The 4,749-nt window shown below is 66.9% G+C and carries 4 protein-coding genes and 1 pseudogene; 2 read left to right on the top strand and 3 right to left on the bottom strand.

Going from position 1 to position 4,749, the window contains the following annotated elements:
- From EN906_RS23395 to EN906_RS23385, 3 genes are all read right to left on the bottom strand, one after another.
- A partial coding sequence (locus EN906_RS23395) for a BatA domain-containing protein (RefSeq protein WP_127375410.1) occupies positions 1-1,886 on the bottom strand: 1,886 nt, incomplete at its 3' end.
- Positions 1,883-2,848, bottom strand: a complete 966-nt coding sequence (locus EN906_RS23390; RefSeq protein ID WP_127271779.1) for a DUF58 domain-containing protein — start codon at positions 2,846-2,848, stop codon at positions 1,883-1,885. The genes EN906_RS23395 and EN906_RS23390, both read right to left, overlap by 4 nt.
- On the bottom strand, positions 2,848-3,852 hold the full coding sequence (locus tag EN906_RS23385) for a MoxR family ATPase (protein WP_127271985.1): 1,005 nt from the start codon (positions 3,850-3,852) through the stop codon (positions 2,848-2,850). Before EN906_RS23385 ends, EN906_RS23390 begins: the two co-directional genes overlap by 1 nt.
- Positions 3,853-4,006: 154 nt before the next feature.
- Here EN906_RS23385 and EN906_RS23380 point away from each other — a divergent pair, with 154 nt between their 5' ends.
- On the top strand, positions 4,007-4,636 hold the full coding sequence (locus EN906_RS23380) for a DUF1285 domain-containing protein (protein WP_127271874.1): 630 nt from the start codon (positions 4,007-4,009) through the stop codon (positions 4,634-4,636).
- A pseudogene (locus tag EN906_RS39025) lies at positions 4,636-4,749 on the top strand (CoA pyrophosphatase); the annotation flags it as partial. The gene EN906_RS23380 and the pseudogene EN906_RS39025, both read left to right, overlap by 1 nt.

Below are 4,749 nucleotides of genomic sequence, written 5' to 3'. Positions count from 1 at the left end.
CCTTTCAAACTGCGCGATTCGTCAAAGGCATACTGGATCGAGGTGACCGGAACAGTGATTTGCGGGCGCGCCAGGGGCGCCAACTTGCTGTCGGCTTCCAGCAGATTGTGGGCAAATACACCCGTCTCGGAACCATAGAGACCGGGCGGGTTTTCAAAAGTCACCGGCAGCGCGCCAGCGCCCGGTACAAGCGGCCGTGCATCCGGCGTCGGCGGCACCAGCGAGCCGTCGGCTGCAATCATGCGATAGGGCGCCAGCGACGCCGCGGCCGCTTCGGCATTGGCGATGGCCGCGCCCTGGTTGCGCGACAGCTGCACGATGCGGCGCAGCATCTCGACGAAGCTGCCAGAGATCGGCAGGTTCGACCAGGTTGCCTCGGGGGTGACGTGGAACAGCACCAGCGTGCCCTTGCCTTTCTTCAGTCCGGTGACCAGCGGCGTGCCGTCGGCAAGGGCCGCCCAGGTGCGCTCGACGATATCGGGTGTCGGCTCGGCCAGCACCTGCCTGCTGACGGTGACCTCGGTCGGCGGCGCCAGATCGGCGAACGGGCCGGCCTTGGGGAATTCGGTGACCGGCTGCGGCGACGTCCATGACAGCGCGCCGCCGAGCGACCGCTCGCCGGTGCGAAGGCGGACGGGCAGCAAATCGTCGTCATCGCCCGCGGTGGCCAGCCGCGAACCGGCGAAACGCACCAGCGTGCCGCCATTGTCGACCCAATCGACAAGTCTCTGCCGGACCTGTCCGGGAATGGTGCCGATATCGGCCATAACGATCATCGCGGGCTTCTGGTCGAGGATTTGCGGTATGGCGTCGGCAAGATCGGCGCTGGAGGGTTCGACCAGATCGGCGAAGGGCTGCAGCGCCCGCCTGATGTAGTAGAGCGGCGACAAAAGCGGCTGTGCCTGGTCGGCCTCGGCCTGCGACAATAGACCGACGCGCCGCCGCTTGGAGCTTTCGTCGAGGACGCGGACCGCACCAGCCTGCCGCTCGCCGTCGAGCGCGATGGAAGCGAAGTCGTTGCGCAGCTCGAACGGCACCGCCATGGTGCCGGTGGCGGTGGTTTCGCCAGGCGAAAAGGTCAGCGTCGCATCGGCGATGCGGCGGCCCTTGTCATCGAAGGCGCCGGCGGTGACCTGCGCCGGGGCAGGGTCGCCCGGCGCGCGGATGGCGGTCAGTGCAAAGCCGTCGACCTGGTTGTCGGCGGCGGTCAGGCCGGTCAGCGACAGCCTGTCCGCGGTTGCCCAGACGACACGCGCGGCATTTTTCGACAAAAGCGTGTTGAAGGCGGCCTCATCGCCTTTTGCCGCCAGGCCGTCGGCAAGCACGGCGACACTGGCCCCGGGCAAGGTCTCCAGCACGCCGGCGACGCGGGCATAGACGGCGGGCCGGTCGGTCGGGATCGGCCGCGGCTTGGCGGCGCGCAGCCGGTCAAGCGCGGTGGCGGCATCGAACGGGCCGATCTCGGCATTGGCCTTTTCGGCAGTGAAGGCGATGACGACCGGCACGCCGTTGGAGCCGGCATCGTTGATCAGCCGCTCGGCGGTGGCGACGCGTTTGCCCCAGTCTGCGGCACTTGCCCAGTCATTGTCGATGACCAGGGCAAGGGCGGCTCCCTCGGCCGGCAGCTTTTCGCGCGGGTTGAAGACCGGGTCGGCCAATGCCGCGACGATGAGGGCCGCCATCAAGAGCCTGAGCAGTGTCAGCCACCACGGGCTCTGCTGCGGCGTCTCCTCGCGCTTCAGCACGCGGGCCAGGATCTTCAGCGGCGGGAAGATTTCGGTCTGCGGCTTGGGCGGCGTCAGCCTGAGCAGCCACCAGATCACCGGCAGTGCCAGCAGGCCCCACAGCACCATGGGGGCGCCAAAGGAAAGCGGCAGCCAACTCATGCGACAGCCTTTCCTGGCCGATCGCCGCCGGCGATCATGCCGGCACGACCGCCGGCGGTCGGCCTGGCCGAGGAGCCATCAGTGGTCATCGCCATGTGCAGCCGCACCAGCGCGTCGGAGGCGAGCCGATCGGTGTGGTTGACGGTAAAGCTCCAGCCAAGACGTTTGCACCAGGCCGCCAGTTCGTGGCGCCGGGCGGCGTAGAGCAGGCGATACTCATCGCCGAGCATTTCGGCGCGGCCGGCGGTCAGCTTGTCGCCGGTCTCGGGATCGGTGAATTCGGTGCGGCCGGCATAGGGGAAGGTCTCCTCGGCCGGGTCGGCGACCTCGATCAGGTGGGCACGCACGCCGTGGCGGGCCAGCACGTCGAGCCAGGCCATCGTCTCTTCGACCGGATCGAGGAAGTCGCTGACGATGACGATGTCGCAGAAGCGCCTGATGTCGGACAGGTCGGGTTTTGCCGGCAAATCGCCGGCATGCATCAACTGGGCGGCGATGCGTTCGGCGCCGTTGCGGGCGGTGAACGGGTCGGTGAGGCCCGGCCAGGCGATGCGCTCGCCGCTGCGCGACAACAGTTCGGCCATGGCCAGCGCCAGCACCAGCGCGCGCGATTGCTTGGAAACGCTGGCGCCGGTCGATTTGTAGAGCATCGACGGCGAGGGGTCGGCCCACAGCCAGACCGTATGGGCGGCTTCCCATTCGCGGTCGCGCACATAGGTGTGGTCGTCGCGGGCCGAGCGGCGCCAGTCGATGCGCGAGGAATCTCCCTCGACATAGGGCCGGAACTGCCAGAAATTTTCACCGATGCCGCGCTTGCGGCGGCCATGCCAGCCGGCGATCACGGTGTTGACGATGCGGCGCGCCTCGACCAGCAGGTCTGGCACAAGCGAGGCTCGCAACCGGCCACGGGCGAGCGCGTCGCGCGTCGCTGCCGGAGCCTGGACCTCGCCGATGCGCGGCATCAAATTCCTTTCACGAGTTTCGCCACCACGTCACGCACGCCGGTGCCTTCGGCGCGGGCGGCGAAGGTCAGCGCCATACGATGCTGCAGCACCGGCTCGGCCAGCGCACGGACGTCGTCAACCGAGGGCGCCAGCCGTCCGTCGTAAAGCGCGCGCGCCCTTGTGCACAGCATCAGCGCCTGGCTGGCGCGCGGGCCGGGACCCCAGGCGACGTTCTTGTCGGTCTCGGCATTGCCTTGGCCGGGACGCGCCGAGCGCACCAGCGTCAGGATCGCCTCGACGACGCTTTCAGGCACCGGCATGCGGCGGATCAGCGTCTGGATCTCCTTCAGCCGCACCGGCTGCAGCACGTTTTGCGCTTTCGCGTCCTCGATGCCGGTGGTTTCCAGAAGGATGCGGCGCTCTGCCTCGATCTCGGGATAGAGGATATCCACCTGCATCAGGAAGCGGTCAAGCTGGGCCTCGGGCAACGGATAGGTGCCTTCCTGCTCCAGCGGGTTTTGGGTTGCCAGCACGTGGAAGGGCGCCGGCAGGTCATGGCGGGCGCCGGCAATGGTGACGTGGTATTCCTGCATGGCCTGCAGCAGCGCCGACTGGGTACGCGGCGACGCGCGGTTGATCTCGTCGGCCATCAGCAACTGGGCGAAGATCGGCCCGGAGATGAAGCGGAAGGAGCGTTTGCCGGTTTCGTCCTGCTCCATCACTTCGGAGCCGAGGATATCGGACGGCATCAGGTCCGGCGTGAACTGGATGCGACGCGAATCGAGGCCGAGCACGATGCCAAGTGTTTCGACCAGCTTGGTCTTGGCGAGGCCCGGCACGCCGACCAAAAGCGCATGGCCACCGGCCAGCAGAGCCACCAGAGTACGCTCGACGACGCTTTCCTGTCCGAAGATGACCCGGCCGACCCCGTCGCGGATCCGGGAGATGTCGGCAAGCGCCTTTTCGGCCTCGGCGATCATGTCCTTTTCGCTGATCGGGCTTTCCTTGACCATCACGCTCATGCCGCATCGATCCTTGTGGTTGGAATACCATGGCTGGAACAACGGCTGCACCATACCATAAGTTGCCGCGATTCGGCCTCGCGTGGCGCCTATGTCGAAACTTAAATCACAGACTTAGGCTGACAAGCGCAACAACAGTGACTATTTCGTGACCATGACGGGACCCTTGGGACATCGTGAAGAAAGCCTGACGGATGCCACCGAGGCGCGTGGCCTCGAGGCGCTCATCTCGCGCGCCGCCCGTGCCGGCAAGGGGGCGGCACCCGTCGAACGCTGGAATCCCGACTTCTGCGGCGATCTGGACATGGAGATCAAGTCCGACGGCACCTGGTTCTATCTGGGCACGCCGATCGGGCGCATGCCGCTGGTGCAGCTTTTCTCCTCGGTGCTGCGCAAGGACGCCGATGGCAGGACCTATCTGGTGACACCGGTGGAAAAGGTCGGCATCCGCGTTGCCGATGCGCCGTTCATCGCGGTCGAAATGGACGTTTCGGGTAGCGGCGAAGCGCAGACCATCACCTTCCGCACCAATGTCGGCGATGTCGTCGAGGCCGGGCCGGAACGGCCGCTGCGCTTCGTCGACGAGAACGAGACCGGCGGATTGAAGCCCTATGTGCTGGTGCGGGGCCGTCTGGAGGCGCTGGTGGCGCGGCCGGTTATGTATGAGCTGGTCGGGCATGGCGAGGAGGTCGAGATCGGCGGCGAGACGATGTTCGCGGTGCGCTCCAAGGGCGCCGTGTTCCCGATCATGCCGGCGGACCAGTTGAAGCGGCTGAGCGCGTGATGGACCAGGTGACGCCGGCGCCGTTTTCATCCGCGGATTTTCGCGCGCGTTTTGCCGTGCAGCCGGATGCGCATGCCGGCGACGATTATGGCGATCATCGCTTCAACCCCGGC

Source organism: Mesorhizobium sp. M7A.F.Ca.CA.004.06.1.1 (assembly GCF_003999135.1).
Classification (GTDB): domain Bacteria; phylum Pseudomonadota; class Alphaproteobacteria; order Rhizobiales; family Rhizobiaceae; genus Mesorhizobium.
The sequence above is the reverse complement of the archived record's forward strand: the minus strand, read 5'-3'. Positions and strand labels throughout refer to the sequence as shown.